24 protein-coding genes and 1 tRNA gene are annotated in these 26,457 nt (G+C 58.3%); 20 read left to right on the forward strand and 5 right to left on the reverse strand.

Translation table 11 applies throughout. From position 1 onward, the window contains the following. Window positions 1-109 precede the first annotated feature (109 nt). The 3 genes from queA to G6N80_RS18455 all read left to right on the forward strand — a co-directional run bounded on the left by queA (window position 110) and on the right by G6N80_RS18455 (window position 4,558). Window positions 110-1,198: a tRNA preQ1(34) S-adenosylmethionine ribosyltransferase-isomerase QueA gene (gene queA / locus G6N80_RS18445; protein ID WP_165135922.1), complete on the forward strand. Its 1,089-nt coding sequence runs from the start codon at window positions 110-112 to the stop codon at window positions 1,196-1,198. After that, complete coding sequence (tgt, locus tag G6N80_RS18450) at window positions 1,195-2,316, forward strand: tRNA guanosine(34) transglycosylase Tgt (RefSeq protein ID WP_165135925.1); 1,122 nt, start codon at window positions 1,195-1,197, stop codon at window positions 2,314-2,316. The genes queA and tgt overlap by 4 nt, the downstream gene beginning before the upstream one ends. A 1,957-nt stretch (window positions 2,317-4,273) precedes the next feature. Beyond that, a complete protein-coding gene (locus tag G6N80_RS18455; protein WP_165135928.1) occupies window positions 4,274-4,558 on the forward strand; it encodes a hypothetical protein in 285 nt (94 codons plus the stop codon). A gap of 22 nt (window positions 4,559-4,580) precedes the next feature. On the opposite strand, the gene G6N80_RS18460 is transcribed toward G6N80_RS18455, so the two are convergent. Beyond that, window positions 4,581-5,006 (reverse strand): DUF4864 domain-containing protein, encoded by a 426-nt coding sequence (locus G6N80_RS18460; protein WP_165135931.1) that lies wholly within the window; start codon window positions 5,004-5,006, stop codon window positions 4,581-4,583. 220 nt (window positions 5,007-5,226) lie between these two features. Between G6N80_RS18460 and G6N80_RS18465 the strand changes: the two genes are divergently transcribed. Together G6N80_RS18465 and G6N80_RS18470 are read left to right on the forward strand one after the other, a co-directional pair. Next, window positions 5,227-6,447, forward strand: a complete 1,221-nt coding sequence (locus G6N80_RS18465) for an MFS transporter (protein ID WP_062554453.1) — start codon at window positions 5,227-5,229, stop codon at window positions 6,445-6,447. Between the two features lie 79 nt (window positions 6,448-6,526). Then, window positions 6,527-7,090: a J domain-containing protein gene (locus G6N80_RS18470; RefSeq protein ID WP_244484738.1), complete on the forward strand. Its 564-nt coding sequence runs from the start codon at window positions 6,527-6,529 to the stop codon at window positions 7,088-7,090. A gap of 167 nt (window positions 7,091-7,257) precedes the next feature. Here the strand turns inward: G6N80_RS18470 and dinB are convergent, their stop codons facing one another. Continuing rightward, window positions 7,258-8,298 (reverse strand): DNA polymerase IV, encoded by a 1,041-nt coding sequence (dinB, locus tag G6N80_RS18475; RefSeq protein ID WP_246251513.1) that lies wholly within the window; start codon window positions 8,296-8,298, stop codon window positions 7,258-7,260. A gap of 257 nt (window positions 8,299-8,555) precedes the next feature. Between dinB and G6N80_RS18480 the strand changes: the two genes are divergently transcribed. The 5 genes from G6N80_RS18480 (at window position 8,556) to G6N80_RS18500 (ending at window position 13,808) form a co-directional block, all read left to right on the forward strand. After that, window positions 8,556-9,806, forward strand: coding sequence for an MFS transporter (locus tag G6N80_RS18480; RefSeq protein ID WP_165135934.1), 1,251 nt, complete (start codon window positions 8,556-8,558; stop codon window positions 9,804-9,806). Between the two features lie 165 nt (window positions 9,807-9,971). Then, window positions 9,972-10,886, forward strand: coding sequence for a glycine betaine ABC transporter substrate-binding protein OsmF (gene osmF / locus G6N80_RS18485; RefSeq protein WP_062554455.1), 915 nt, complete (start codon window positions 9,972-9,974; stop codon window positions 10,884-10,886). 74 nt (window positions 10,887-10,960) lie between these two features. Further along, a complete protein-coding gene (locus G6N80_RS18490) occupies window positions 10,961-12,127 on the forward strand; it encodes an ABC transporter permease (RefSeq protein WP_165137179.1) in 1,167 nt (388 codons plus the stop codon). Continuing rightward, a complete protein-coding gene (locus tag G6N80_RS18495) occupies window positions 12,124-13,059 on the forward strand; it encodes an ABC transporter ATP-binding protein (RefSeq protein ID WP_165135937.1) in 936 nt (311 codons plus the stop codon). Before G6N80_RS18490 ends, G6N80_RS18495 begins: the two co-directional genes overlap by 4 nt. Next, window positions 13,059-13,808: an ABC transporter permease gene (locus G6N80_RS18500; RefSeq protein ID WP_165137182.1), complete on the forward strand. Its 750-nt coding sequence runs from the start codon at window positions 13,059-13,061 to the stop codon at window positions 13,806-13,808. The genes G6N80_RS18495 and G6N80_RS18500 overlap by 1 nt, the downstream gene beginning before the upstream one ends. Here the strand turns inward: G6N80_RS18500 and G6N80_RS18505 are convergent. Then, window positions 13,699-14,709: a VOC family protein gene (locus tag G6N80_RS18505; protein WP_165135940.1), complete on the reverse strand. Its 1,011-nt coding sequence runs from the start codon at window positions 14,707-14,709 to the stop codon at window positions 13,699-13,701. The genes G6N80_RS18500 and G6N80_RS18505 overlap by 110 nt on opposite strands. Before the next feature lie 198 nt (window positions 14,710-14,907). Between G6N80_RS18505 and G6N80_RS18510 the strand changes: the two genes are divergently transcribed. After that, window positions 14,908-15,840, forward strand: coding sequence for a LysR family transcriptional regulator (locus G6N80_RS18510; RefSeq protein ID WP_165135943.1), 933 nt, complete (start codon window positions 14,908-14,910; stop codon window positions 15,838-15,840). Between the two features lie 67 nt (window positions 15,841-15,907). On the opposite strand, the gene G6N80_RS18515 is transcribed toward G6N80_RS18510, so the two are convergent. Next, window positions 15,908-15,997, reverse strand: a tRNA-Ser gene (locus G6N80_RS18515). A gap of 413 nt (window positions 15,998-16,410) precedes the next feature. Here G6N80_RS18515 and G6N80_RS18520 point away from each other — a divergent pair. From G6N80_RS18520 to G6N80_RS18555, 8 genes are all read left to right on the forward strand, one after another. Beyond that, a complete protein-coding gene (locus tag G6N80_RS18520) occupies window positions 16,411-17,556 on the forward strand; it encodes a septal ring lytic transglycosylase RlpA family protein (RefSeq protein ID WP_246251438.1) in 1,146 nt (381 codons plus the stop codon). 65 nt (window positions 17,557-17,621) lie between these two features. Continuing rightward, entirely contained in the window at window positions 17,622-18,791 is a 1,170-nt protein-coding gene (locus tag G6N80_RS18525) for a D-alanyl-D-alanine carboxypeptidase family protein (RefSeq protein WP_425503934.1), read from the forward strand. 91 nt (window positions 18,792-18,882) lie between these two features. Next, window positions 18,883-19,560: a dTMP kinase gene (gene tmk / locus G6N80_RS18530; RefSeq protein ID WP_165137188.1), complete on the forward strand. Its 678-nt coding sequence runs from the start codon at window positions 18,883-18,885 to the stop codon at window positions 19,558-19,560. Beyond that, window positions 19,557-20,585 carry a DNA polymerase III subunit delta' gene (locus G6N80_RS18535; protein WP_165135949.1) on the forward strand — a complete coding sequence of 343 codons (1,029 nt, stop codon included), beginning with the start codon at window positions 19,557-19,559 and terminating at the stop codon, window positions 20,583-20,585. The genes tmk and G6N80_RS18535 overlap by 4 nt, the downstream gene beginning before the upstream one ends. A gap of 84 nt (window positions 20,586-20,669) precedes the next feature. Continuing rightward, a complete protein-coding gene (gene metG, locus G6N80_RS18540; protein WP_165135952.1) occupies window positions 20,670-22,229 on the forward strand; it encodes a methionine--tRNA ligase in 1,560 nt (519 codons plus the stop codon). 8 nt (window positions 22,230-22,237) lie between these two features. Beyond that, entirely contained in the window at window positions 22,238-23,023 is a 786-nt protein-coding gene (locus G6N80_RS18545) for a TatD family hydrolase (RefSeq protein ID WP_165135955.1), read from the forward strand. Further along, window positions 23,024-23,851: an MBL fold metallo-hydrolase gene (locus G6N80_RS18550; RefSeq protein WP_376748569.1), complete on the forward strand. Its 828-nt coding sequence runs from the start codon at window positions 23,024-23,026 to the stop codon at window positions 23,849-23,851. It begins immediately after the preceding gene. Window positions 23,852-23,869: 18 nt separating this feature from the next. Then, the gene (locus G6N80_RS18555) at window positions 23,870-24,352 is read left to right on the forward strand and encodes a DUF2938 domain-containing protein (protein ID WP_062554464.1); all 483 of its coding nucleotides are present in this window, start codon (window positions 23,870-23,872) and stop codon (window positions 24,350-24,352) included. A 196-nt stretch (window positions 24,353-24,548) separates the two neighbouring features. On the opposite strand, the gene G6N80_RS18560 is transcribed toward G6N80_RS18555, so the two are convergent. Then, window positions 24,549-24,698: a hypothetical protein gene (locus tag G6N80_RS18560; protein WP_165135958.1), complete on the reverse strand. Its 150-nt coding sequence runs from the start codon at window positions 24,696-24,698 to the stop codon at window positions 24,549-24,551. A gap of 523 nt (window positions 24,699-25,221) precedes the next feature. On the opposite strand from G6N80_RS18560, the gene proV reads away from it, so the two are divergent. Beyond that, window positions 25,222-26,454 carry a glycine betaine/L-proline ABC transporter ATP-binding protein ProV gene (gene proV / locus G6N80_RS18565; RefSeq protein WP_062554465.1) on the forward strand — a complete coding sequence of 411 codons (1,233 nt, stop codon included), beginning with the start codon at window positions 25,222-25,224 and terminating at the stop codon, window positions 26,452-26,454. Window positions 26,455-26,457: the final 3 nt, after the last annotated feature.

A 26,457-nucleotide genomic window follows, 5' to 3' on the forward strand; every position in this document is an offset into this window, starting at 1 on the left:
AGCGAATTGAAGCGCTCCGGTGTGGCCGGGGCGCTTTTCTTTTTGGGATGATGCCTTTATCAGCGTGCCTGATTTTGAGCGTCTCCTATCCAACGAACGGCCTTTGCACATGCGCGTCGATCTATTCGATTTCGATCTGCCAGAAGAAAACATCGCACTCAGGCCCGCCAATCCGCGGGATAGCGCGCGGCTGCTTCTGGTTCAGCCGCAGGGTGAAACCGTGTTGTCGGACCAGATCGTGCGTGATCTGCCGCGCTTTCTGAGAGCGGGAGACGCGCTGGTCTTCAACGATACCAAAGTCATTCCCGCCCAGCTTGAAGGTGTTCGAACCCGCGAAGGCGCGCCCGATATCGCCGTTTCCGCGACGCTTCACATGCGCACCGAGCCGGATGTCTGGAAGGCTTTCGCCAAGCCGGGCAAGCGCCTGAAGATCGGTGACCGCATTCACTTCGGCCATTCGGCGGAAACCTGTGCTCTCGGCAGCCTGGACGCGACGCTGGAAGACAAGGGCGACGGCGGCGAAGTAACGCTGCGCTTCGATCTGTCCGGTCCGGCGCTGGATGAGGCAATCATGGCCGTGGGGCATATTCCGCTGCCGCCCTACATTGCTGCCAAGCGACCGGAAGATGCGCAGGACAGCAAGGATTACCAGACGATTTATGCGCGGGAAGAGGGCGCTGTCGCTGCCCCGACCGCCGGATTGCACTTCACGCCGGATCTTTTCGCGGCGCTCGATGCGGCGGGGATTGAGCGGCATTTCGTGACGCTGCATGTGGGCGCGGGAACATTTCTGCCGGTCAAGGCGGATGATACGACCGAACACAAGATGCATTCCGAAATCGGTTATGTTTCGCAAGCGACAGCCGATGCGCTGAACGCGGTGCGGGCGAGGGGCGGGCGGATCGTCTCCGTTGGCACGACATCGCTGCGTCTTCTGGAAAGTGCCGCAGCTGACGATGGCAGCCTGAAGGCCTGGAGCGGCGCGACGGATATCTTCATCACGCCCGGCTACCGCTTCAAGATCATCGATGCGCTGATGACCAATTTCCACCTGCCGCGCTCGACGCTGTTTATGCTCGTTTCCGCTTTTGCCGGTTACGAGACGATGCGCGCGGCTTACGATCATGCGATTTCCACAGGCTATCGCTTCTATTCCTATGGCGATTCCAGCCTGCTTTTCCGGAACGATTCACGATGACCGAGAACTTCACGTTCAACCTCAAGGCCACTGACGGCAAGGCGCGGCTTGGCGAAATTACCATGCCGCGCGGCACCATCCGTACGCCCGCCTTCATGCCTGTCGGTACGGTTGGCACGGTCAAGGCCATGTATCTGGATCAGGTGCGGGACGCCGGTGCCGATATTATTCTCGGCAACACCTATCACCTGATGCTTCGCCCCGGCGCGGAGCGGGTGGCGCGCCTTGGTGGCCTGCACGAACTGATCCGCTGGCCGGAACCGATCCTCACCGATTCCGGCGGCTTCCAGGTCATGTCGCTTTCCGGCCTGCGCAAGCTGGATGAGCAGGGCGTGACCTTCAAGAGCCATATCGATGGCTCGCTGCATCATATGTCGCCGGAACGCTCCATCGAGATCCAAGGCCTGCTGGATTCCGATATCCAGATGCAGCTTGATGAATGCGTGGCGCTTCCGGCTGAGCCGAAGGAAATCGAACGCGCCATGGAGTTGTCCTTGCGCTGGGCAGAACGCTGCCGGGTGGCCTTCGGCAACCAGCCTGGCAAGGCCATGTTCGGTATCGTGCAAGGCGGTGATCAGCCAAACCTGCGTATTCGTTCGGCCGAAGGCCTGAAACAGCTCGACCTGAAGGGCTATGCGGTGGGCGGTCTGGCCGTTGGCGAGCCGCAGGATGTCATGCTTGACATGCTGAACATCACGCTGCCGGTCTTGCCTACCGAGAAGCCGCGGTACTTGATGGGCGTCGGTACGCCGGACGATATCATCAAATCGGTGGCACGCGGTATCGACATGTTCGACTGTGTCATGCCGACCCGGTCCGGTCGCCACGGTCTGGCCTTCACCCGCAAGGGTAAGGTCAACATCCGCAACGCCAAGCACGCCGAGGACATGCGTCCGCTGGACGAACAATCCAGCTGCCCGGCGACGCGCGATTATTCCCGCGCCTATCTGCACCACCTCGTGCGCTCCAATGAAGCGCTCGGCGGCATGCTGCTCTCCTGGAACAATCTTTCCTATTATCAGGAGCTGATGCAGGGCATTCGCAAGTCGATTGCCGAAGGGCGCTTCGAGGATTTCATGGCTGAAACGCAGGAAGCCTGGGCGCGCGGCGACGATTGATAAGTCTGAGACCGATTGTCAAAGAGCAGACGCGACTTCGCGCTCACGCGGCAGAACCTGCCCGTGGTGTGAGGGTCAGTTCGGGCCGTATCCGTGTCAGGGGTACGGGGTATGCGGTCGGGGCACTGAAAGCTGCCTCGATATGGTAGTAGTAAGTGACACCTCTCAGCGCCCCGTTCAGCGGTTTATGCTCGCGACTTCGGTCTCTCTGCCTAGAATGATGATTTGAGCCCTTTAACCGCCGCCTGCCCGATGAAACCGGACGGACCACAAGCGGCGAAGCCCAAACCACCATTCCCCATGTGTGCCACACAGGCACGCCTGACGCGCCAGTTCGGAGATGAAATGGAGGGTTAGATCCGATGCCCTGCCATTTCCCCCGTGTCGTCAGAGGGAGACCATTTTCCGCGAACCCGGAGGTGAAGGTTTTGCGTCTACCCCTTCACGCCCGCGCCGGTCCCGCATCGCCAGCACGCCTGCCGGTGTAACCGTTGCGGAACGGGAGTAGTGAAACATGAGTGGAATAGGGTGGCGGAGTGAGGGGCGAAAAATATTTGAGACGGCGACGATTTTTTCGAACGTAGGTGGGTCGGATCGGACTTGAGTGCTCGACGCACAGTCTTTATCCGGGGCTTAACCCCCCTCTGTCCTGCCGGACATCTCCCCCTCAAGGGGGGAGATCGATCCGTGGGTAGCCCTTCGCTCCAGATCTGACCCTATCGTGCCTAGCAAAACTCCATCGACGAGAGATGGTGCGCGAGCATCTCGCACAGTCTTTATCCGGGGCTTGCCCCCCCCCTCTGTCCTGCCGGACATCTCCCCCCTCAAGGGGGGAGATCGATTCGTGGCTAGCCCTTCGCTTCAGATCTGGCCCTATCGTGTGGAGCAAAACTCCATTGACGGGAGATGGTGCGCGAGCATCTCGCACAGCCTTTATCCGGGGCTTAACCCCCCTCTGTCCTGCCGGACATCTCCCCCTCAAGGGGGGAGATCGGCAGAACGGTAGACCTTCGCTCCAGATCTGGCCCTATCGTGCTTAGCAAAACTCCATTGACGGGAGATGGTGCGCGAGCATGTCGCACGGTCTTTATCCGGGGCTCAACCCCCCTCTGTCCTGCCGGACATCTCCCCCTCAAGTGGGGAGATCGGCAGAACGGTAGACCTTCGCTCCAGATCTGGCCCTATCGTGCTTAGCAAAGCTCCATTGACGGGAGATGGTGCGCGAGCATCTCGCACAGTCTCTATCCGGGGCTCTACCCCCCTCTGTCCTGCCGGACATCTCCCCCTCAAGGGGGGAGATCGGCAGAACGGTAGACATTCACTACCCATCTTCCGTTGTGGGACTTTCCTGCACCCAACAAGTCAGGATTTTGGAGCGAAGGGCTAACCACGAATCGATCTCCCCCGCTTCCAGGGGGAGATGTCCGGCAGGACAGAGGGGGGTATGCGGCGTCCGCGCCCTATGGGCATCGCCCGAACTTACTTCCAAAGGTAAAGCGGCTGATTGCATGCGCATGCACGGAATAAATCCCCCACATCTTGCAATTGCAGCTGCAACCTCGGCGGCATAGACTGACCGCGGAACCGGAAGTAACGGGCCGGTTCCGGGGTGTCGAAACCTCTCGTACGTTGGGCTGGCATCCGCTAAACGAGATGTCCTCTCAGTCACCGGTTGGTGGCTGAGCGCTTGAGCTTGGCTTATAAGCTCTCCACCTTCTATGGCTGGGGAGGCCCTGACGCATGTCCAAGGTGCTTGCACCTAAAGGTCAGGGCAGTCGTACGTACGCGATTTTCGAACTCCCCGGCCGCCAGAGGCTTCCAAGCAACTTGGCCTTTGGCGCGCCATCCCCCCGTTTCAAATGATGCGATGCGGCGTGTCGGTGGGCGGGCTTTGGTCGTCCACTGGCTGCCCGCGCTCCACGCCTTCAAGACGCGTAGACCGGGAGGCGTCAAAGCCATGGACAATTACAATCTCGCTGCCGACCTGCTGGCCACCTTCCGAGCCTCGCCGGATATCATCAAGGCGCTATGGTTGATCGTGCCGCCGGGCTTTGCATTTGCGGTGCTCAAACTGCTGCTTTCAGGACGAAAGGCGGCGCGACTACCAGCGAAGATTATTGATCAAGGCGCTGCAACCCCTTCAACTGCCCAGCTTGATCTTGAGCCTTTCGCGATTACGCATCTTTCGGCGCCAAACCTCGCATGCGTCATTGACCAGCCGCTGCGGGATAGACGCGATTGATGAGAGCAATGAGCGAAACAGTTCAGATTCCCTGGCTGGTGGTTTTGGCCAGCATTCGAACGCCATTCACCTTGTAGGTGCCATCATCCTGCAGGCGCATGTCGTAGATCGCTGTAGAATCCTTCGTTCCGCGACCCGTCAGAATGACTTCCTGGAACACGACCTCGCCGCCACCGACAAGTTTTGACCGACCGAACGCGTAGTTCACGGCGTGATAAAGCGGCTCGTATTTCTCACGCACCATGGTGAGGAAAACCCGCTCATCGGGAAACATGCTGCGGATGCCGGGCGATGCGAAGGAGTAGGCGGTGCGCGCGTCATCGGTTTTCAGAGCCTCGATCTGATCAGCGATGATTTTCTGCGCTTCCGCCACCGGATCTTCCGCCGAAGCCGGGCGCACGAAAGCAAGGACGAGGGCAACAAGAGCGAATGCGAGTCGAAATGCCATGCGCGTTCTCCTCGAAGATGGAGTGACAGGATAATCCAGATTTTGCCGAGGTGAAGAGGGGAAACCGCGCATACCTTCACAAAGCCGACACAAACTGTTTCCGAGACGCAACTACGGCGATAATTCAGAATCCGATCATGCATTGGTTTGGGCGGCGATCTTGTTTCCGCCACAGCGAAGTGAGATTCGTTGGTTCGCACTCCCTCCCGGTTATCTCGACATGAAAATCCTTGGCGCTCCGGCGTTGCTGTTTTTCTGCAACGCCATTGTCTTCGTTACATTGTTCACCCGTCTGCCTGCGATCCAGCAAAGCCTGGGCGTGGACAAGGCGTGGCTTGGCCTCGCGCTTCTTGGCGCGCCGATTGGCACTTTTCTGGCGCTGCCCGTTGCAGGGCGCGTGGTGAACGCGCTGACCCCTCGTGTAGCTGCACCGCTTCTGCTTTCGGCTGCGGCGCTGACGACGCCATTCCTGACCATCGCTCCTTTCTGGGGCTTCTTTCTCTGCTTCCTGCTGTTTGGTTTTTTGCGCACCATTCAGGATGTCGCAGCCAACATGATTGCCACCGGGATCGAGCAGCGGACGGGCAAGAAGGTGCTTTCGCGAAGCCATGGTTTCTGGTCGATCGGTCTTCTGATCGGTTCGCTGGCGTCGGGGTATCTGGCGGAAGCAGGGCTCAGCCCGTTCCTGCACCAGTCCGGTGCGGTGCTTGTGGTTTTCCTCTGCTGCTTTACGGTCTGGCGCATCGCGCCGCCCGACATGCAGTTTACGGCGACGGCGGGAAAGCGACAGGTTTTCGTGCTGCCGGACCGCATCATCATTCTCATCTGCGTGATGGTCTTCGGCATCTGCATCAGCGAAGGGGCCGTGTACGACTGGGGGATTTTCTACCTACGGGAAGTTCTTTCCGCCGATGCCTCCACCGCCGGCATTCTCTATGCGCTGTTTACCGTCGGCATGGGCGCCACGCGACTGGTGGGTGACAAGCTGCGGGAGAAGTTCGGTGCCAAGACGCTGGTGCGAGGTTCTGCAGGCGGCGTCGCTGTTGGGATCGCGCTGCTCTTGTCTGCGCAGGGCCTTTGGCAGGCGGGCATTGCGCTCTTCCTGATCGGATGTGGTGTTGCGCTTGCATTTCCATTGGCCGTGGCCACGGCGATCGAACGGGGGCAGGGGCAGCCTGCGGACAATCTGGCCGCGCTATCGCTGACGCTTCTGCTTTCGAATATCGGCGTTCCACCACTCCTCGGGTTCGTTGCGGAACATGCCGGGCTTCCGGCAAGCTTTGCTGTGCTCTTGCCCTTCCTGGTCATAAGCTTCATCATGGCGCCCGTCGCTCAGGGACGGGTGCCCCGATTGCTGGCAGGGCGTGTGCCTGTTGCTGCAAATGATGGGGAAAAAGAGGTGCTGGCCGCTGTTTCGCCACAAGATGCGGCGAGGGGTTGAGGCGAGCGATGTGACGCAGTACGAGAGGGTGACCTTGGAAAATCTTGCACCAGGTGGAACCGTGATCGACCCATACAAGATGCTGGGCGTGGCGCGCGATGCAGACGGCGCAGCCATCAAAACCGCCTACCGCTCCCGCGCAAAGACAGCACATCCGGATGCAGGCGGTGATGTGGACGCATTTTCGAAGCTGACGGCATCTTATGAACTGCTGCTCGATCCCGTGCGCCGCAAGGTTTACGATGACACGGGTTATGATCCGCAACTCACCGACAGCAAGGATCTGGAGGGACTGCTGGTCCTCGACACGCTGGTCAACGAGATCATACTGGATGAGCGGGCACCCGGCAGCTTCGACCCGATTGCCGCCATGCGCCGCAAATTGACAGACCGGATCGTCAATACACGTTTTCATATTCTGGAGCTGGAGCGCCATCGCGGTCGTATTCGCAACCATATGGACCGCATGGGCAGGCGCCCGGACAGCGACGTCATAGGCCGCATGCTGACCGCCCGTTGCGATACGATTGCCGATGCCATTACCAAAGCCGAGGGTGAGATCAAGGTGATTGAACAGGCCTATTCCATGCTCGACGGCTATACCTATGAGCTGGAAGTGGAACTTCCCAAGGCTGCGGAATAATACGGAAGGGTGATCCCGGGCTGGACAGGTGGGAAGCTCGCCTGCCTGTTCGTTGGCCATAGGCAGAAAGCGGAAAAATGCCTATGTTCTCCATCCCTGTCGCGTCCGCTTGACACAGCCCGGGTTCGATAGCCAAACCGGCACAACCCCAGACTGTTCCAGACCAGTTACATGAAAAGCGGGAGTTGGGCGGACGTTTCTGTTGCTTCCTCGCTGAGGCTGGACAGCGTGACGCCGAGCAATCGCACACCCTTGCGAAACGGATAGACGGTTTCCAGAAGCGATTCCGATATGCCCAGAACTTCTGCCTCGTTCACAAAGCACAATGTTTGGGTGCGACTGCGGGTAATCTGCTGGAAATCGCTGTACTTGACCTTCACCGTGACTGTCTTGGCGGTCATGTTGCGGGCGCCACAATAGGCCCAGATCTTGGCGACAAGCAGCGCAAGTTCCGCCTTTGCAGCACCAAGGTCGCTGATATCGGCCGCGAACGTATCTTCCGAACCGATGGATTTGCGCACGCGATCCGGCTTCACCTGACGGTTGTCGATGCCCCGCGCGATACAGTAAAAATAGGGGCCGGACTTGCCGAAATGATCGGTCAGGAAGGGCAGCGATTTCGTCTTGAGGTCGCCGCCTGTATGGATGCCGAGCCGGTGCATTTTCTCCGCCGTTGCAGGACCGACGCCGTGAAACTTCTTCACCGGAAGCTGTTCCACAAATGCCGGGCCGTTGCGGGGCGTGATGACGGCCTGACCATTGGGCTTGTTCAGGTCACTCGCCATCTTGGCTAGAAACTTGTTGTAGGAGATGCCCGCCGAGGCATTCAAGCCGGTGACAGCCTTGATCTTCTGGCGGATTTCCAGAGCAATTTCCGTCGCGATCGGCATGTCCTTCAGGTTCTCGGTCACATCGAGATAGGCTTCATCCAGCGAGAGCGGCTCGATGAGCGGCGTATATTCCGCAAAGATCTCACGGATCTGCTGCGACACGGCCTTGTAGACCTCGAAGCGCGGGCGGACGAAAATGAGGTCCGGACATTTGCGCGCCGCCGTCACCGAGGGCATGGCGGAATGGACGCCGAATTTGCGCGCCTCGTAGCTGGCGGCGGCCACGACACCGCGCGCCGCTGCCCCGCCAACTGCAACCGGCTTGCCTCTCAGATCCGGGTTATCGCGCTGCTCCACAGATGCGTAGAAGGCATCCATATCGACATGGATGATCTTGCGGATCGCGTATGTCGATATCGGCGCCGCCTTGGACAACTCGACGGACTGGTTTTCTGCAGAGGTCTGCACGGCGAATTCCATCATCTCTCATGGCCGGAACAAATATGGAACATATCAGCCCTGCCTTGATGTTGGAAGACGAATTTAGCGGTTGTGGAGAATGTTCCTTCAACTCCCCATGGAAAGCAACCGAGGAGTCGCAGAGTGACGGAACCGGAGCGGGGGTCTTGTGATTGATGCGAGCCGTACATCGAGGGCTTTCCGTGACCGCTCCCATATCTTCCGATCTTCGCCGCTCCATCTATGCGCTTGCTGCGCTGAACTTCTTTCTGGCCGATGCCCGAGATGGACTGGGACCGTTTCTGGACGGATTTCTGGCCACCCGCGGATGGGAGCCCTTCACGCTGGGCCTCCTGGCGACAATCGGCGGCGTGCTCGGCATGGTCGCGACACCGCTTTTCGGCGCGCTCGTCGATGCTTCCTCTCGAAAGCGAACGCTGATCATCCTGCCCGTGGTGCTTGTGACCGCCATGGCGCTCTGGACGCTGGCCACGCCCAACAATTTCTCTGTCTTCGGCGGGCAATCGGCAACGGCTGTCGTTGGCGCGGTGATCGGGCCTGCCCTGATGGGGCTGACGCTCGGGCTCGTTGGCGAAAAACGATTCTCGGATCAAGTGTCGCGCAACGAGTTCTGGAACCATGCAGGCAATGTGTTCTCTCTTGGGGCAATCTATATCGGAAGTCTCTACTTCGGCCTGAACGGGGTCGTGGGCCTGATGTTGTTGACGGCCCTGGCGGCGATCATCGCGACATTGGCAATCAACCCTGCGCACATTGACAACCGTGTGGCGCGCGGTATGGGAGCAAAGGAGCAGGACGATGGGCCATCCGGTCTTTCCGTACTCACCCATAGCAAGGGCCTTATCCTGCTGGCGCTTGTGCTGATGATTTTCCACTTCGGAAACGCGCCGATCAGCCGGCTGATTGCGCAGGATTTTTCGATCCAGCTAGGCAGCCCTTTTCGTACGACGGCCATTACGACGGGCATATCGCAGGTTTCCATGATCGTCATGGCCCTGATCGCACCGTGGCTCATCACCCGGTTCGGGCTGGGCTTCGTGTTCGTGGTCGCGCTGATGGCTCTTCCGATCCGCGGTGTGATCGCAGGGAGCTTCTCTGACTTCGCAGCCATTTATCCCGTGCAGTTTCTCGACGGGGTGGGAGCGGGTCTCATCGGCATTGCGACACCGCTGGCGGCAGAACGAATTCTGTCCGGCACCGGGCGCTTCAATGTCGGGCTTGGAGCGGTGATGACGGTGCAGGGGGTTGGCGCTTCGCTGAGCAATATCGTGGCCGGATGGCTGACGGATCAGGGTGGCTATTCGCTCGCCTATTTCGTCCACGGTGGTGTTGCCGCCTTCGCGCTCCTCCTCTTCATGTTTGGCGCAAAGGCGATTGCGCCTGAGCCGCGTAAAGGCGTTGCGTAACAATTGCGATGGATCCCGCGTAGGAGGATCGGAAATTCGCTCACTGCGCCTCGCCAGTTGCAATCCTTGCACTAGATGAAGCCCGGTCCAGATCCGCTGGCGCCAGTCTGTGCGTTTTCGTCTGTACACGTTTTTTCATGGCTTGATCCGGGGAAGGGATTTTCAATGACTGCCATCCGCAAACACATCAGCGCGCTCGTCGTGGCGCTTGGACTATCGGTCACAGCGGCACAGGCCCAGGTCGTCGTTTCCTCGAAGATCGACACTGAAGGCGGCGTGCTGGGCAACATCATTCTCAGCATGCTGAAGGCAAACAACATCGAAGCAACCGATCGTCTGCAACTGGGTGCAACGCCGATCGTACGCAAGGCGCTTCTGGCAGGCGAAATCGACATCTACCCGGAGTATACGGGAAATGGCGCCTTCTTCTTCAACAAGGCGGACGATCCTGCCTGGAAGGATGCGGCAAAGGCGTTCGAGACCGTAAAGAAGCTGGATTACGACGCGAACAAGGTGGTCTGGCTTTCAGCTTCACCGGCCAACAACACCTGGGCAATTGCCCTTCGCAAGGATGTGGCCGACAAGAACAAACTGAAATCGCTTTCGGATTTCGGGAAATATGTGACCGGTGGCGGGCAGGTCGTTCTCGCAGCGTCTGCGGAATTCGTCAATTCCGCTGCAGCTTTGCCAGCCTTCCAGACGACCTACAGCTTCAAGCTCCAGCCCAACCAGTTGATCACGCTTTCCGGTGGCGATACGGCCGCGACAATCGCGGCGGCGGCCAATCAGACCAATGGCGCAAATGCTGCCATGGTCTACGGGACCGACGGTGGCATTGCGCCATCCGGGCTTGTGGTTCTGGAAGACGACAAGGGCGTGCAGCCGGTCTACCAGCCGGCGCCGGTCATTCGCGAAGACGTTCTCAAGAAGAACCCTAAAATCGAGGACATCCTCAAGCCGGTTTTCGCAAAGCTAGATCTCGTGACTTTGCAGGAACTGAATGGACGCGTTCAATTGGGTGGCGAACCTGCCAAGGCAGTGGCCGATGATTTTCTGAAGAAGAACGGCTTTCTGAAGTAATCCTATGATTGATCGGGGAGCCGGATCGTCTTCCGGCTCCGGTCGGGAAGCGTGAAACGGGCAGGGCGGATTTGATCAAACAAAAGATCGACAAACTGGGGGTTGTCATCGCGCTCATCGCCATGCCAGCGCTCCTCTTTGTCCCGTTCGTCACGTTCAAGGCCAACCGGATTGTACAGGGACAGCCGGTTTGGGTTTTCTCGGCCTTGCCTGCATGGGCCGCCGCCTGTTTGACGCTGGTGGTCGTTGCGGTGCTCGTAAGCGCGATCTTGAAAGCGGGCGTGCTGGTCAGAATGATCGCGGCATGCCTTGGTCTTGTCACGGTACTCGTCGCGATCGGCCTCGCAGCCAGCTTTCTCACGCCGGAAGGCAACAGTTTTGCGCGCGTCTCGACGGCGAGCGGTTTCTGGATGCTGCTGTTTGCGTTTTCGATGCTGCTGATTGATGCACTGGCCCGATTGCGTCCAAGACCACTGGTCCGAATTTTCCTTCTCCTGGCCGGCCTCGTGCTGTTGGGACTGCTTGCGCGGAGCGGCGTCTGGAACGAGCTTTCTCTCTTGAAGGAGTTTTCAAGCCGAGCTGACAGCTTTTGGCGCGAAGCGTGGCGACATCTGGCGCTTGCGGTCGGATCGCTCGTGACTGCCTTTGCCATGGGATTGCCGCTTGGCATTCTGTGCTATCGGGTCGAGCGTTTGAGAGCCGCGATACTGAACGTTCTCAATGTCATCCAAACCATCCCATCGATCGCGCTCTTCGGACTGCTGATCGCGCCGCTCGGTTGGATAGCGGCAAATCTGCCTGGCGCATCGGAACTCGGCATCCGGGGTATAGGAGCCGCACCCGCCTTCATCGCGCTCGTTCTCTATGCGCTGCTTCCCATCGTGGCCAATACGGTGAGCGGCCTGGTCGGCGTGGATACTGCCGTCAGCAATGCTGCCAAAGGCCTTGGCATGACCGATGGACAGATCCTGCGACGGATAGAGTTGCCGCTTGCCATGCCCGCCATCCTCACGGCCATTCGCATTGTCTTGGTGCAAAACATCGGCATGGCGACGATCGCGGCGCTGATTGGCGGTGGCGGCTTCGGCGTCTTCGTTTTCCACGGAATAGGGCAGACTGCGACGGATCTTGTGCTGCTTGGGGCGCTGCCAACTGTCGCGCTTGCGCTTAGTGCCGCCGTGATCATGGACGCGTTGACCGAACTTGCCACCCGCGCTCGCAAGGAGATTGCTACCGCATGATCGAGATAGACGAGATCTCCAAACTTTACGATGGGCGCGCTGTCGTGGACCGGGTTTCGATGCAGATTCCAGCGTCGACGATCACCGCGATCGTGGGCACATCCGGCTCCGGCAAGACCACGCTCATGCGCATGGTCAATCGCCTGATCGACCCCACCTCCGGGAAGATCAAAATCAACGGGCAGGATATAACATGCACACAGCCCCACGAATTGCGGAGGCGAATCGGCTACGCCATCCAGGGACACGGCCTCTTCCCGCACCAAACGGTCTACGACAATATCGCGACGGTACCGCGTCTCCTGAAATGGGACAGAGCAAAGATCGAGCAAAAGGTGCGCGAACTGCTTGCCCTTTTTCAGCTGGAGTTTGACAGCTTCGCACGGCGATATCCGCATGAATTGTCCGGCGGTCAGCAGCAACGCGTCGGTGTAGCACGCGCCCTTGCGGCAGAGCCCGACCTGCTGCTGATGGACGAACCTTTCGGCGCGCTCGATCCGATCATCCGGGCCAAGGCACAAAGCGATTTGCGGGATATTCAGCGCAAACTCGGCACGACGATTCTGCTTGTGACCCACGATATGGACGAAGCATTTCGTCTTTCCGATCGGATTGCCGTGATGAATGCGGGCAAGCTGCTGCAGTATGCAGAACCGCGAACGCTTTTGACGCATCCAGCGGATTCCTTCGTGGCGGAAATGGTGGGGCAGGCAGAGCGCGCTTTCCGCCTATTGTCCCTGAATGGCGTGGATGCGATTGCCGAAGATGGGCAGGCCGCTGGCGCAGCTTTGCCCGCGGATCTGACCCAGCGCGAAGCCTTGTCAGACCTTCTCTGGAGCGGACGTGATGCGGCGCCTATTGCCCAGCCGGACGGGCGGGCCCCAAGGCGGGTAACACTGTCGCGTCTGCTTGCGGCGGCGGCGGAGCGATGATGCAGATCACGGCGGGTTCGTTGACAAGAGCGCTATTCGGCCTCGGCATTCTGGCCTTTCTTGTGAGGCCGGAATGGTTTGAACCGGCTCTTCGGCTGCTTGTCGATCAGAACATGCCGGTCATCTACCTTCAGGGCAATCTGCTGTCTCTTCTGCTTCAACATCTGGCCCTGGTTCTTGCCGCAACAATGGTAGCTGCCATCCTGGCTGTCAGCGCCGCCATTTTCGTCACGCGGCCGGTCGGTAGTGATTTTCTGCCGATTTCCCGCAGCATCGTTTCAATCGGCCAGACCTTTCCGCCCGTTGCAGTTCTGGCCCTTTGCGTGCCCGTTCTGGGGTTCGGCAACGGACCCACCCTCGTAGCACTCATCCTTTACGGCCTTCTTCCAATCTTCGAGAATGCGCTGACAGCGCTGCGCACGATAGATCCGGCGGTTCTGGAGGCGGCACGAGGCAGCGGGATGAGCGAGCCGCAGAAGCTGATACGAGTTGAACTGCCGCTCGCCATGCCCTTAATCATATCCGGCATCCGACTATCCGCAGTCATCAGCGTTGCGACGGCCACGATCGGCTCCACGGTGGCGGCAAAGACGTTGGGCGAAGTCATCTTTGCAGGCCTGCAGAGCTACAATTACGCCTTCATTCTCCAGGGAGGAGTGCTTGTGGCGGCACTGGCTTTGCTGATCCATGATACCCTGATGATCGTGGAATACCGGGTGCAGCGGCTTCGACGCCCCTTGAGTGAATGAAGATACGAACCAGTGCGTTTCCGGGCGCCTGCAAACAGATCCCGTCGCGCAGGTCAACCGACTCGCCGTCGGCGCTGCCATCCTGGTAGACGGGCAAACGACAGTCGTCCCGCACATAAAGCGTAAACTCGCGCATGCGCGCCATTCCGTTCGGAGCCGGGCGCCGGACACCATCGCGGCGAACCTGCAAGGCCAGACGATGGGTAAATTCGCCGCCTGCACTCAGATCGCCAAAGCCGTTATCCGGCAGGAAACGGTTTTCTCGAAAGCCAAGCGACTTGAAGAAGGCATAGTCTGTTTCCAAACCGGAAACATCGAGATGAAGATGGCCGATATAGGCGAGATCGGAAACAGGAGCGACCGCGGCCAGATCGCAGACCTGCGCCAGTTCCCATTCAACATCGAGTGGAAGAGGAGGACCGAGAGGGCGATCCGAAACACCAGTCGCTGCGAAGCGGGACCCTGCGTCGAGCTCCGTGCGCCGCCGCTCCGGAGTTTCCAGAGTGACCTCCACACCTAATCCGTCAGGATCCGTGAAATACAATGATTTAGCGATGACCCGGTCGGTTGCTTCCACCTCTACATTCTTGCCGAGGAGACGCCTGAAGATACGGGAAAACTCTGCCTGGCACGGAACATGGATCGCAAGATGATGAAGTCCGTCAAAACCTTCTTGCGCGGCAACCTTTGCGCACGGGTGGAGCACGATCAACGTGCGCCACGCTGTACCGAGCTCTGCGACCGCGCCGAGTCTCCGAGGTTTCAGACCGACGACACCCTGCCAGAATGCAATTGCACGCTCAAAATCCGTCACCTCCAGATGAACGCATCCATAGAATGTCGTCTCCTCGGTCAACGAAAGAGGAGACACGGTTGCATTGTGGTTTGCCAAAATTTCCAATGTCACCCTCCCAGGAACATAGAATAAATAAATACGATTTAATTCGTCACTTCTAAATATTCGCAATTTTCATTATTGGCATCCGAATAGATAACAGAGGTTAGTTCAGAGATTTGCTTCGTGTTGATCGAAAATATCTCTTTATTCTCATGTGATCATGATCTAGATTGTGAATGCTCGATTTCTCAGGTGTTGATGATGGACAGTCTGCTCAGCTTGCGGGTTTTCGCAGCCGTTGCCGAATTGCGGAGCTTCGCCGCCGCCGCAGAGCGCCTTGAACTTTCTGCAGCCATGGCCAGCAAGCATGTTCAGAAGCTTGAACAACGGCTCGCGACGCGACTGCTGCATCGAACCAGCCGGAGCGTGAGCCTGACGGAAGACGGCGTCATCTATCTTGAGCGGGTTCGACGGCTTATCGAGGGCCTTGACGACGTGGAGGCCCAGATTGGCGAGAGCCGACAGGTACCCCGAGGTACATTGCGGATCAGCGCGCCGCAATACCTTGCAAATCCTGGCTTTTCGCAATGCCTTGTCGAGTATGCACAGCGTTATCCAAACGTGAAAATGGATATCGATCTGGAGGGCAGGGTGGTTAACCTTGCGGCGGAAGGTTTCGACATCGCATTGCGGACAAGCTACTCGCTTGACGAGGGATTGATCGCGCGCAAGCTGGGACATGTGCCGTTTCATCTCGCCGCTGCACCGTGCCTGCTCGAAAAATTGGGTCGGCCAGCACAGATTTCCGATCTGAACGACAAACCGTTTCTCTGTTATTCTCCGTACGGGACAGATGGTCGTATCCGTTATGAGGACGGCAATAGGATTGTGGATCTCCAGTTCAAACCGGTGTTTTGCAGCGACCACGAGCAGCTACTTCTTCAATGCGCCAGGAAAGCAATGGGGTTCATGTTCCTGCCCGCCATATTGGCAGAAGAGGAATTCTCTCACGGCAGGCTGGAGCGTGTTTTGCCGAGCGTCCTCAACATTGCTCCACCCCTTTATGCGGTTTACTCTTCCAGCGCCTATCTTCCGGCGAAGATCAGAACATTCCTGGATTTCATCCGCCATCGCAGCAATCTCGGCTGGTTGATCAACGGTGATGAAACAACTTCGGAATCGGGCTCATTGTAGCAAGATAACCAGGGATTACGTGACGCTTTGAACACCATTCCGTGCACTCCCAGACAGGAGGCGAATATGGCGGAAGAGGTGGGATTCGAACCCACGGTACGCTTTCACGCACGCCGGTTTTCAAGACCGGTTCCTTAAACCACTCGGACACTCTTCCATGTCTGCCGACGCAAAGCGCGACGGCCCGGTTTGGAGCGGTTTATAGTGATGTGATGGGTTGCGTCAACTGCACTCGTACAGCACGCAACGGATTTTACGTGATCGTCAGACATTGGCGCGCAGCCGAGCGGAACAGTGGCTCAAACAGTCGCGACGCGCCCTTGGGATTTTAGTCAAATGTTAACCATATTTGCGAGTAATTTTAATTATCCACTCTTTTGGATCGCAATTTGGCCACGTTGAGGGCAAAACTTCGGGCACATGAGAGCGACAGGGTCTCGGCCCTTGCTTGCTCGCCGTTTTGGGACGGCGCCTGTAGTGTGTTATGCGTGGGGCAAGAGTTTGAGTTCGCGAAAGAATAAGCTCGTTTTGGGTGCAAAGTGGCTTGGCGTCGCCTTTGTTTGTGCAAGCATGGCATCCTGCGCTTCGACATCCAACACGCCGACGGCGGCGAAAAAGAACAAGCCCAAAAGCAAGGAATACTTTGCGGAGAGCGAATATGGCGTGAAGGCCAGTCCGCGCGTGGTAGCAGATGGCCAACCCGTACCGAAGGGTGGCGGCCGCTACATGGTGGGCAATCCTTACGAGGTCAAAGGCAAGGTCTACGTTCCCAAGGAAGATCCCAACTACAACAAGACCGGGTTGGCTTCCTGGTATGGCTCCGCATTCCACGGGCGGTACACGGCTAACGGCGAGGTGTATGACAGCGAACACCTGTCTGCGGCGCACCCGACGTTTCCGCTGCCGAGCTATGCCCGCGTGACCAATATGGACACCGGCTCCTCCGTTGTTGTTCGTGTGAACGACCGCGGTCCATTCCATCCGGGTCGTATCATCGATGTCTCCGACAAGACGGCTGAACTGCTGGACTTCAAGCGGATCGGTACGGCACGCGTCAATGTTCAGTACGTCGGCAAGGCGGATCTCAGCGGCCATGACATGCCGTACTTGATGGCATCCTATGTGCGTAAGGGAAATCGCCTGCCGGGTATCTATCCTGATCCGCAGATTGCAACAGGCGTGATGGTGGCTTCCAACCAGCCGCTGGGCGACCAGTTGCAGAGCTTTGCCCGCAATGGCGGTACGACCACCCCAGCGGCGCGCCCCAATACGCCCAAAGCAGCAAAGCCGGAAATGCGCATGCCCGCCGCGCCTGTGATGGCGCAGACCGCCGCTGTTTCTGCTCCGAAGCCGGTTCAGACTGCGGCACTTTCCGCACCGAAGCCGAGTGACAGACCGGCCAATCTTCCCAATGCACGTCCGCAAATCGCGGCTGCCGCTCCCGTTGCTGCGCCAGTAACGTCCAGGCCGGTGGCGGCACCAGTTCATGCTCCTCAGCCGGCCCAAGTGGCGGTTGCCGCAACTCAGCCCAAGAACGCAGTGCAGCCCGTCAAGCGCAGTGCTGCGCCGGCCTACACGTCTGAAACTGCCTATGCGGCACCGGCAAAGCGCGCACCAAGCGGGCCGCAGGTGGTTTTTGGAAACGTCATTCTGCGCGATGACGGAATGATGCAACAGGTCAACGATTCCGCAGGGCAAAAGCCTGCCAAGCGCTGATCCTTTGGTTGCGCAGGCGCTACTGCACTGCTAGCTATGCAAGCATGCGCTTGACGAGTTTTACCATGATTTGCGGCTATACCCGTTCGACGCTTCTGATGGTCGCCGCCATGGCTGGCGGCCTGTTGACTGCCAGTCCTTCGGTTGCGCAGGGCCTGACCGACCTGAAGGCGAAGCAGGTTTATCTGGTTGAATCTAAAAGCGGGACGGTGCTCCTTGCCCAGAACGAGAACCAGGCGTTCCCGCCCGCCTCGCTTGCCAAGCTCATGACCATGGATCTGGTGTTCCAAGCACTCAAGCAGGGTGAGCTACAGCCGGACAAGACCTTACCCGTTTCGGAAAACGCGTGGCGAACCGGCGGGGCACCGTCTGGCACGACGACCATGTTTGCCGCTTTGCGATCCCAGATCCCGGTGATGGATCTGGTGCGCGGGGTCGTGGTTCATAATGCCAATGATGCCTGTATCATCCTTGCAGAAGGCATCTCTGGAAATGAGGCGAGTTTTGCTGCCCGGATGACTGCCAGGGCGAGAGACCTTGGGCTGACGCGCACCACCTTCGGCAATTCGACTGGTTTGCCCGAACAGGAGAGCCGCACGACGGCGCGCGACCTGGTTGAACTTGCCCGCCACATCCACACGACATATCCGGATTTCTACAAGCTCTACAGTCAGCCGGACTTTACCTGGAACAAGATTTTTCAGCGAAACAAGAATCCGCTTCTTGCGCTGGGCATTGGCATAGACGGACTGGGAGCAGGCTATGCCGAAGGTGCCGGTTTTGCAGCCGTTGCATCGGTGGAACGCAACGGCACGCGACTGTTCATGGCGCTCGGCGGGCTTGCCAGCGACAAGGAACGTTCCGAGGAGTCGCGCCGGATCCTGGAATGGGCTCTAAGTTCGTTCGAAACCAGAACTGTTTTCAAGGCACAGGAAATCATCGGACAGGCCGCCGTCTATGGTGGTGATCGTTCGCACGTGGATCTGGTGGCCAAGGATTCGGTGGATGTCTATGTGCCGACCAAGAACCCGGAGCGGCTATCCGGGCGTATCGTCTATCACTGGCCTTTGCGTGCGCCCATCGAGCAGGGACAGCAGATCGGAACGCTCCGGATTTCGGAAGGCGAACGCGAGATAAAGACGGTTCCTCTCTACGCAAATCAATCCGTTGGTGTCGGCGGACTTGTGTCGAAGGCCACGGATGCCGTACTGGAACTCATGTTCTTCTGGCTGTGATCTTGCGGCCAGTCGATCAAATTCAATTTTGGCGTGGTTGCAGCCGGTACAGGACGACGCACCGACCAGCGCCACCGGAGACATGATGACCGTGACTGGAGCCACTGGCTTGTTCGTGACATTCGAAGGCGGGGAAGGGGCTGGCAAATCCACCCAGATTCGCCGGCTTGCCGCGAGCCTGAAGGACAAGGGCCATGATGTGTTGGTGACACGCGAACCGGGCGGATCGCCGGGTGCGGAAGCCGTGCGTCATGTGCTGCTGTCCGGTGGCGCGGAACGCTTTGGCGTTCGCATGGAGGCCATGTTGTTTGCAGCGGCACGCAACGACCATGTGGAGCAGGTCATCCGGCCAGCACTGAACTCGGGCAGGGTGGTGCTGTGTGATCGTTTCATCGATTCGTCGCGGGTCTATCAGGGTATAACCGGCAATCTGGATGCTGCTTTCGTCGATGCGCTGGAAGAAATCGCAATCGATGGAGTTCGTCCCGATCTGACGATCATTCTGGATCTTCCGGCTTCGGTTGGCCTTGCCAGAGCACGCCAGCGAGGCGAGGCGGAAGGCGCATCGGGCGCGCCGGATCGCTTTGAAAAGGAAGAGGTCGAAGTTCACGAAAAGCGCAGGCAGGCGTTTCGCGAAATTGCTGAAGCCGCCCCAGAACGCTGTCGCCTGATCGATGCGCAGCGGACCGAAGAGGAGGTCGCAAGCGAGATCATGGCGATCGTGGATGCTATGATGCAAGAGCGCGGCGGCACGGGCATGGAACAATGAGCGAGACGAGCGGCGCGGTGCTGGATGGGGCAATCCCACCGCAACTGAACAACCGTTTGTTCGGGCATGAACAGGCCGAGGAATTTCTGGCGCGCTTCTACAAGTCCGGGCGCAGTCATCACGCGATTCTCATCGAGGGCCCCGAGGGGATTGGCAAGGCTACGCTTGCCTTCCGGTTTGCGAATCACGTGCTCTCTCATCCCAACCCTGAAGAGGCGCCGGATCATCTGGCCGATCCTGACCTCGACAGTATGGTCAGTCGACAGATCGCATCGGGCGCATCGCACAATCTGCTGCATCTTGCGCGACCCGTTGACGAAAAAACCGGCAAGACGAAGACCGCCATTACCGTTGACGAGGTGAGGCGGGCAGGGCACTTCTTTTCGCAGACCTCCGGTACCGGCAATTGGCGTATCGTGATTATCGATCCAGCCGACGATCTCAATCGCAATGCTGCAAATGCCATTTTGAAGATCCTCGAAGAGCCGCCCAAGCGCTCATTGTTTCTGGTGCTGAGTCACGCGCCGGGCAAGCTTTTGCCCACCATTCGCTCGCGCTGCCTGCCGCTGAAACTAGACCCCCTCTCAACGGAAGATCTGACGCACGCGCTCGGTCACCTACGGATCGAGCTGGACGGTGGTCAAACTGCGTTGAACGTGCTTGCCTCTGCTGGCGGTAGCGTATCGCAGGCGCTGAAGCTCCTGAACTATGGCGGCACGGAGATCGTCTCGGCCTTCGATGATATCCTTGCCGCGGAAGGACCTTCGGCCCGACGCGCAATGCACAGACTGGCCGATGTCCTGTCCGGCAAGGACAATGACGTAATCTTCGGATTCTTCCTCGATCACATTTCTACCCACCTGATGCGACGTGCGCGCGATGCGGCTCTCGCGGGAGATCTGAGGCAAGCGGATCGTGTATCCCGTCTGGTCTCGGAGGTCAGGGAGCGCATTTCGATCTCGCAAGGGTACAATCTCGACCGCAAGCAGACCATCCTTTCACTGCTCGAAGACATTGCCCGCTGAGATTACGCAACTTGCTTGTTTCGCGATGCCGAAACATGGGGTAAGACGCGGGCGATAGAAATCACGAACTGAACGCTGGCTTTGATGTCCTCAAAAACGCCCTACTACATTACGACCGCCATTTCCTATCCCAACGGCAAGCCGCATATCGGCCATGCCTATGAGTTGATCGCGACCGATGCCATGGCACGCTTCCAGCGGCTGGACGGCAAGGACGTGTTCTTCCTCACCGGAACGGATGAACACGGCCAGAAAATGCAGCAGACGGCGCGCAATGAAGGCATTACGCCTGCGGAACTGGCCGAGCGGAACTCCAATGAATTCCGCGAGATGGGCAAGCTGCTGAACTCCTCCAACGACGACTTCATTCGCACGACCGAGGCGCGTCACCACGCGACCGTGCAGGAAGTGTGGCGCCGGATGGAAAAGAACGGCGACATCTACAAGGACAGCTACGCAGGCTGGTACTCCGTCCGCGATGAAGCCTACTACCAGGAAGAAGAGACGGAACTGCGTGGCGATGGCCTGCGCTATGGTCCGCAGGGAACGCCTGTCGAATGGGTGGAGGAGGAGAGCTATTTCTTCAAGCTGTCCGCCTATGAAGACAAGCTGCTGAAGCTTTACGAAGACCAGCCGGATTTCATTGGCCCGAACGAGCGCCGCAACGAGGTCATCTCTTTCGTCAAATCCGGCCTCAAGGATCTTTCGATTTCGCGCACCACATTCGACTGGGGCATCAAGGTACCCGGAGACGACAAGCATGTGATGTATGTCTGGGTCGATGCCCTGACCAACTACATTACCGCCACCGGCTATGTGGAAGATGAGAACGGTCCGCGCGCGAAATACTGGCCTGCGGATGCGCACATCATCGGCAAGGACATCATTCGCTTTCACGCCGTCTATTGGCCGGCCTTTCTGATGTCGGCGGGCCTGCCGCTGCCGAAACGCGTCTATGCACACGGCTTCCTGCTCAACAAGGGCGAGAAGATGTCGAAGTCGGTGGGCAACGTGGTCGATCCGGTCAATCTGGTGAACCATTTCGGTCTCGACCAGGTGCGCTATTTCTTCCTGCGCGAAGTGTCGTTCGGTCAGGACGGCAGCTATTCGGAGGAGGGGATTGCAACCCGCATCAACGCCGATCTCGCCAATGGCATCGGCAACCTGGCATCGCGTTCTCTTTCGATGATTGCCAAGAACTGCGAGGGCAAGATCCCTGAACCCGGCCCGCTGACGGATGCCGACAAGGCCATTCTGGCAACGGCAGACGAGGCAATCGCCATCTGCCGCGAGGAAATGGGCCGCCAGCAGATCCACAAGGCCGTGGCTGCGGTGATCAACATCGTCAACGAAGCCGACCGCTATTTCGCGGCGCAGGAGCCATGGGTTCTGCGCAAGACGGATGTCGCCCGCATGGGCACGGTGCTGTGGGTGACGGCAGAAGTCGTGCGTCAGATCGCCATTCTCTTCCAGCCGATCATGCCTGCATCATCAGCCAAGATCCTTGATCTGGTGGCTGTTGCAGAGGGAGACCGCACCTTCGACAAACTGGGCGAGGCGGGTCGCCTGAAGCCCGGTACCGCGCTGGAAGCGCCGAGCCCGGTTTTCCCGCGCTACGTTGCCCCGGAAGCAGACAAGGCCTGATAGTCGAAATGCTGATTGATACCCATTGCCATCTGGATTTTGCCGACTTCGACGCGGAGCGTGACGAGCTTGTGGCTCGCGCGCATGCCGCAGGTGTCAAGCAGATGGTGACGATTTCGACCCGCGTGCGCAAACTTCAGACCTTGCTGGATCTGACCGAGCGCTACGACAGCGTATTCTGTTCCGTGGGCACGCACCCGAACAATGCTGCTGAAGAACTGGACGTAACCGCCGACGATCTCGTGCGGCTGGCGGAAAGCCACGAGAAGATCGTGGCGATCGGCGAGGCGGGTCTGGATTACTTCTATGACACGCAGAAGCCGGAAGACCAGCAGACGGGCCTTCGCCGCCACATCGAGGCGGCGCGACGCACACAGCTTCCACTGGTGATCCACAGTCGCAGCGCTGATGAAGACATGGCCGCCATCCTGCGTGAGGAGACTGAGAAGGGGGACTTTCCCTTCATTCTCCATTGCTTCTCCGCAGGTCAGGCGCTTGCCGATGCGGGTGTCGAACTCGGCGGGTATGTTTCCTTTTCCGGTATTCTGACATTCCCGAAGTCCGAGGACATCCGCGAGATTGCGAAAACGGTCCCACTCGACCGGCTGCTGGTGGAGACGGATGCGCCGTACCTTGCGCCGAAGCGCTGGCGTGGGAAACGCAACGAGCCTTCCTATGTCGTCAACACAGCGGAAGTACTGGCCGAGGTGAAGGGCATCTCCTACGAGGAGATGGCGCGCGTCACAACGGAGAATGCGTTCCGCTGCTTTTCGAAGATGAAGAAGGTCGCATAAGTGCTGGCAAAGGGTTACAGGCGGCGGTTCACCATACTGGGATGTTCGTCGTCTCCCGGCGTGCCGCGCCTGGATGGTGACTGGGGCGCGTGCGACCCTCTGGAACCGAAAAACCGCAGGCGGCGCGCTTCGTTCCTTGTCCAGCAGATTGCCCCGGATGGCGAGATGACCACTGTCGTCATCGACACCGGGCCGGACTTTCGCGAACAGATGATTTCGGCTGGCGTGAAGCGGATCGATGCCGTGCTCTACACGCATGCGCACGCCGATCACCTGCACGGTATCGACGATATTCGCGGCTATTTTCATTCTCAGCGGATGCGGATTCCGATCTATGCGGACCCGTTCACGATGGATCGCATCCGGGCCGGTTTCGGTTATTGCCTCGAAACACCGGCGGGCGGCAATTATCCGCCAATCGTGACGCCGAACCTGATAACCGATCTCGATCAACCAGTTATCGTTGAAGGGCCGGGGGGCGCGATCCCGTTTGTCGCGCATCGCCAGCTTCATGGAGACATCGAGTCTCTCGGTTATCGCATCGGCGATGTGGCCTATTGCAGCGATGTGAGCGGTTTTCCACTCGAAACGCCGGAAAAGCTGCAGGATCTCGATACGCTGATCATTGATGCACTTCAGTATCGTCCGCACCCCAGCCATTATTCCCTGAGCGAAGCGCTGGAGTGGATCGACAGGCTCAAGCCACGCAAGGCCTTGCTGACGCATATGCATATTCCGCTGGACTACTGGACGGTGCAGCAGGAAACTCCCGACCATGTCGAACCGGCCTATGACGGGCTGAGTTTCGAAGTGCACGGACACGATTGAAGCTAAGGATTGAAGCGTATGGGTCTGCTGATCTGGAACGGTATTGTGATCGGATTGGCGGCGACCGTCGCGATGGATATCTGGGCACTCATCCTGCATCTGGTTTTCAAGCAGAACAAGCCAAACTGGGCGCCAGCGGGGCGCTGGTTTCACCGCGTCGCGCGCGGACATTTCCTGCATCAGGATCTCAGCGCAATCGAAGCGTTTCCTCAGGAACAGGCAGTCGGCTGGTTTGGTCATTACGCGGTTGGCGTTGCCTACGGGATCATCTTCGCGCTGATCGTCGGGCCTGTCTGGTTCGCAGCGCCAACATTCATCCCGGCCTGGATCTTCGGGATCGTGACCATCGGCGCCGGTTGGTTCATCATGCAGCCAGGGATGGGGCTTGGGATAGCTGCGTCGAAGACACCCAATCCAAACAAGGTGCGTCTCTTGAATTTTGCAGCTCACACGGTGTTTGCGCTGGGCATGTATGTGAGCGCGCTGATCCTGATCGCATAGCGATGATCAGAGGATTGCCGAACCCAGGAAGAAAAGGGCACAACCAATCATATATTCTTTAACAACCACTGATTGAAATCAGATAAGGAAGATTATGGAACTTGATTGGATATGGGAGGCAAATGCGATGAACCGAGTGCCGGTAGATCTATAACCGAGCCTATTGAACGGCATCGCATTTGCGGGACATGACGGCTCAGGCACCGCCGACATACTGGAAATAGGCCCAGACCAAAACGAAGGCTGCGATGACACCCACGACAATCAGCGCCTTCTTGGCTGCAGGTGGCGTTTGGCGCGGAGGCTTGACCGGCTTCGGCTTGTTAAACTTGATGACGTCGCCCATAAGAAATTCCGTATTCCTGATCTGTTGCGTTTGTCCGGCCGATGCTGTCGCACCGTATCGGCAATTCGTGTGATGATTCCGGTCTGTTCGCCATTCTAAGGCCTGTATCGTTCATGGCAACATCACTGATGCACAGGACAATTCAGAGACCGCAATATCCAAATTCGAGACACGGAGCAGGGCCGCACCCTACCCCGCTTGAAACAAAGAGGGTGTAAAAACATCACGTGTCGCAAACGCGATATACAAAATCTAGATTTTTTTATGGACTTTCCTGCATATAGCCTATATGTAGAAAGAAATTGAACGTCGATCCAGAGGCCATGTCGCTTTCCGATCCTTATCGACTTTTCCCGACTCATCGCCTTCGGCAGGTCAGGAAACAACTCAGCTCAGGTGCGGCGTCCTCTCGCCGCGTTACAATAACCGGACCTCTTGCGCCCTGCATTCACCGCAGGCGGCGCATTTGCGTCCCTCTAGAAGGAGCGTTCTCCCGGCTGTCGAGCCGGGGGCTGGATAACCTATGACCATAATCGCTGAAGCTGACGTTTCGCTGCAAAGCGTGACGCCCAAGATCAGTCTCAAATCCGTTTACAAGGTATTTGGCGAGCGTGCCGACAAGGCGCTTGACCTTTTCAAAGCAGGCAAATCGAAAGCCGAAGTGCACAAGGCCACAGGCAGCACGATTGGTGTTTCCAACGCCAGTTTCGACATTCACGCCGGCGAAATCTTCGTCATCATGGGGCTTTCCGGCTCTGGTAAATCCACGCTGCTGCGCCTGCTGAACCGTCTGATCGAGCCCACATCTGGCGCGATCGAGGTCGACGGAATCGATATTACGCGCATGTCGCGACAGGAGCTTATTGCACTGCGCAGGCGCGAAATCAGCATGGTGTTTCAGTCCTTTGCGCTTCTCCCCAACCGGACTGTTCTCAGCAATGCAGCCTTTGGTCTGGAAGTAGCAGGCATGGCAGAAGCCGAGCGCAACAAGCGCGCCATGGCTTCACTTGAGGCCGTGGGGCTTTCCGGTTACGCCAACAGCATGCCGGACCAGCTCTCCGGCGGCATGAAGCAACGCGTCGGGCTGGCGCGAGCCTTGGCAAGTGAGCCGACAATCCTTCTGATGGACGAGGCCTTTTCGGCGCTCGATCCGCTTATCCGAACCGAGATGCAGGATGAGTTGGTGCGTCTTCAGGCAGAGCACAGCCGCACAATCGTCTTCGTCAGCCACGATCTCGATGAAGCCATGCGCATCGGCGACCGAATCTGCATCATGCAGGACGGCGAGGTGATCCAGGTCGGCACGCCCGACGAGATCGTCACCCAGCCTGCCAATGATTATGTCCGCTCATTCTTCCGCAATGTGGATATTTCTCACGTCTTCAAGGCAGGCGATGTTGCGCGCAAGACGCAGGTAACGATCATCGAGCGCCAGGGTGTGACAGCCGCGGCAGCACTGGAGCGGATGAAGAGCTTTGACCGCGATTATGCAATCATCCTCGGTCGCGACAAGACCTATCACGGTGTCGTCTCCCGCAATTCCCTGATCGAGAAGCTGAAGGCGAAGGATCCGGATCCTTATCGCAGCGCGTTTCTTCGAGACATCGATCCAATCGCCGCTGACGAACCGCTGTCGAATGTGCTCGGTCGTGTGGCGGGCAGCGTCTGGCCCGTTCCGGTTATCGATGAGCACAAACGCTATCTGGGCTCCATCAGCAAGTCCACCTTGCTCGAAACGCTTGACCGCACCAACTGAGGA

The sequence above is a fragment of the Rhizobium rhizoryzae genome (genome assembly GCF_011046895.1).
GTDB classification, from domain to species: Bacteria; Pseudomonadota; Alphaproteobacteria; order Rhizobiales; family Rhizobiaceae; genus Neorhizobium; species Neorhizobium rhizoryzae.